The sequence below is a fragment of the Sinomonas sp. genome (assembly GCF_051955515.1).
Taxonomy (GTDB): Bacteria; Actinomycetota; Actinomycetes; order Actinomycetales; family Micrococcaceae; genus Sinomonas.
The window spans coordinates 1-3135 of record NZ_JBQCGQ010000237.1 but is presented as its reverse complement, the minus strand read 5'-3'; the positions used below and the strand labels follow the sequence as shown (position 1 = coordinate 3135).

Annotated in this window: 4 protein-coding genes; 1 reads left to right on the top strand and 3 read right to left on the bottom strand. The window is 69.3% G+C overall.

The annotated features are described in order from the left end of the window. The coding region (locus tag ACTHL9_RS14080) for a hypothetical protein (RefSeq protein ID WP_440519917.1) at positions 1-311 on the top strand (311 nt) is incomplete at its 5' end. A gap of 286 nt (positions 312-597) precedes the next feature. Here the strand turns inward: ACTHL9_RS14080 and ACTHL9_RS14075 are convergent. From ACTHL9_RS14075 to ACTHL9_RS14065, 3 genes are all read right to left on the bottom strand, one after another. Next, a complete protein-coding gene (locus ACTHL9_RS14075) occupies positions 598-1371 on the bottom strand; it encodes an enoyl-CoA hydratase/isomerase family protein (RefSeq protein ID WP_440519916.1) in 774 nt (257 codons plus the stop codon). Next, complete coding sequence (locus ACTHL9_RS14070) at positions 1368-2627, bottom strand: CaiB/BaiF CoA transferase family protein (RefSeq protein WP_440519915.1); 1260 nt, start codon at positions 2625-2627, stop codon at positions 1368-1370. Before ACTHL9_RS14070 ends, ACTHL9_RS14075 begins: the two co-directional genes overlap by 4 nt. Then, positions 2624-3135 (bottom strand): MFS transporter (locus ACTHL9_RS14065; RefSeq protein ID WP_440519914.1); only part of this gene is annotated, 512 nt, incomplete at its 5' end. The genes ACTHL9_RS14065 and ACTHL9_RS14070, both read right to left, overlap by 4 nt.

Here is a 3135-nt window from a genome sequence, read left to right as displayed (position 1 = left end):
GCTTCCTGGCCTGGCTGGTGCTCATCATCATCCACGTCAGTGTCTACGCCTCACGGTTACCCAGAGCCATCGCCGAGGACTGGTGGAGGCGCAGGACGAACCGAGACGGAACGAGGACTGGAAGAAGGGCCCGCCTGGCGGTCAACGTCGCGGCCCTGGTCGCCGCCGCGATCCCTGCCCTAGTCCTGGTGCCCGCCGCGGCCCCGTGGGCCGGCTACGTGGAACAGGCAGTGTCCGGATTCGGGGTCCTGGCCGTCGTCGCGATAGCCATCACCGCGGTGGTGGCCGCCGTCCGCCAGCGACTTCGGTAGACCTCGGACTGCCCCGTCTGTCCCTGGCACACCTTCGGGGACCGGCTGCCCCGGCTGCGGGGACGTGTCGGCGGTCTGGGCTGGCGGCTGTTGGGGCTAGGCCGGTTGGGCATGCGCTGTCCATCGGGTGCCGTCCGAGCGGTATAGACCTCAGCGAGTTCTCCCAGATGACAGTTCCAAGAGCCTGCGGGATCAGGCGTGGAGGCTCCACAGGGCCCCTCTCCCATCTGCGGAAACGTGGATGGGAGAGGGGTCTCGGCTTTCCATGGCCGGTCACGTGACAGGCTCAGCCCCTCCTTCGCCGGAGGAAGGCGGCAACCCGCCGGGGAAACTCCACTGGATCTGCGACGCTGGCCAGACGCTCTCGCCTCACGGGCTCGGTCAGGGGGCGGAGGCCATGGTCGACGGCGGCCTTCGCGGCACGGAGCGAGGCTGCGGGGAGCTGAGCCCACGCTGCGAGGAGCGACTCAAGCTCGTGATCGAGGTGCCCATTGGGAACAACGGCGGTGATGAGGCCTACCCGGTGCGCTTCCTCAGCGCTCAGGAGCCGTCCCCCGTACAGCAGCTCCTTGGTCCTCGCGGGCCCAATCCGCAGGGACAGTCGTGAGGCGAAGGACGCGGGAACGAGGATCCCCAACCTCGAGATGGGCATGCCGAGCCGTGCGGTGGCGGACGTGAGCTGAAGATCGCAGGCGAGCGCGAGCTGCAGACCACCGCCCGCGGCGGCGCCTTCGATGGAGGCGATGGTCGGCACCCCCAGGTCCTCGATGGCGCGAAACGCGCGCTCCATGCGCTCGAAACTGGTCCTGACCTCCTCCGGGCTCGCGCCGTGCCACTCCCCCAAATGCGAGCCGGAACAGAAGGCCCCTCCCCGCCCGCGGAAGACGACCGCCCGCAGGGACTCGTCCTCGGACAGCGTCGTGGCGGCGACTTCCAGCTCCGCCCAGTCGGCCAAGCCCAAAGCGTTGAGGCGCTGCCCTGAGCCGAAGCGGACGGTGGCCACCCCATCCGTCACGCTCACCTCGCCGTTCGCCACGACTTCCACTCCGGGGGCGGTCACTGAACCGCCCCCGCCTCGTGTAGCTCCTTGATCTGCGACGTCGAGAACCCGAGCTGATCAAGGACCTCGTCGCTGTGCTGCCCGAGGACGGGCGGAGAGGTCCGGACCGATGCCGGTGTGCGCGTGAGGCGGACAGGGCAGGCGATCGTCTTGAGCTTGCCCGCCGCCGGGTGATCCACCTCCGCCACCATTCCCCGGGCCACAATCTGGGGGTCGGAAAGCGCTTGGTCCACGGTCTGGATAGGTCCGACCGGCACGCCCGCCTCGTCGAGCCGGGCGACCCATTCGTCGGTGCGTGCAGTCCCGAGAATCTCCTCGATGATCGCGACGAGCTCGGCTCGGTGGGCGAGGCGCAGCGGATTGGTGGCGAACCGCGCGTCGTCGGCGAGGCCCTCCCGACCCAAGGCCACGGCGAACCTCCGCCACAGGCCGTCATTCCCGACGGCGATCATGACGAAGCCGTCGGCTGTGGGAAAGGCCTGGTACGGCGCGATCGTCGGATGCGCGGAGCCGTACCGCTGCGGGACACCGCCTCCGGCGAAGTAGCCGCCCGCCACGTAGGTCAGCCACGAGACTGAGCCGTCGAGGAGGCTGATGTCTACCCATTGTCCCCGGCCCGATCGCTGCCGCTCGTGCAGGGCGGCCAGGATGCCGATCACCGCCCAGGTGCCCGCGATCAGGTCCGAGCTGCTCACGCCCACGCGGACCGGCGGCCCGTCGTGTTCGCCGGTGACGCTCATGATCCCGCTGCGTGCTTGGGCGATCGCATCGTAGCCGGGCCGGTGCGCGTCCGGGCCGGTCTGCCCGTAGCCGCTGATCGAGGCGTAGATGAGGCCGGGGTTCGACTTCGAGAGCTCCTCGTAGCCGAGCCCGAGCCGCTCGGCAGTGCCCGGCCGGAAGTTCTCGACGACGATGTCGGCCTTGCGTGCGAGCTGCCGGACCGCGGCCAGGCCGTCGGGCGATTTGAGGTCGACGGCGAGGCTCTTCTTGTTGCGGTTGACGGACAGGAAGTAGGCCGCGTCATCGCCTTGGAAGGGAGGCCCCCACTGCCGCGTGTCGTCGCCGCTGCCCGGCTGCTCGATCTTGATCACGTCGGCGCCGAGATCCGCGAGCGTCATGGTCGCAAAGGGTCCGGAGAGGATCCGGCTCAGGTCCAGGACGAGGAGGTCCTTGAGCGGTCCGGAAGCGGCGGGCTCTTCTGGCCGTCCCGCCGTCGCCGGCCCAGCGAGGCCGACGGCGCTGCCTGCGTTGTTCACCGCGTCACCATGCTTTCGGTCTGAGTGCGGGAGGAGTCGTTCTTCCGGGCTCTGCGCCGCAGCAGCACAAGTGCCGCCATGCTGACCGCCGCGCAGACGACGATGTAGACGGAGATCGCCGTGGAGCCTCCCGTGCCCTGCAAGAGGGCGGCGGCGATGAGCGGCGCCGGGCCGCCGGCGATCACGCTGGCGAGCTGGTACCCGAGGCCCGCGCCCGTGTAGCGGATGTCCGGATCGAAGCTCTCCGCGATGAGCGCGGCCTGAGGCCCGTACTGAATGTCGTGGAGGACGAGGCTCACGACGACCGCGATGCCGATCAGCAGCGCATTCCCGGTGTTCAGGAGGCCGAAGTACGGGAACGCGTACACGGCGGTCCCCACGATGCCGATGCCGTAGACCAGCCTGCGGCCGAATCGGTCGGAGAGCCGGCCGAACAGCGGGATACTGACGAGTCCGAGGGCCGCGGCGATGAGGGTGTCTACGAGGATGGCATCACTGCTGAACTTGA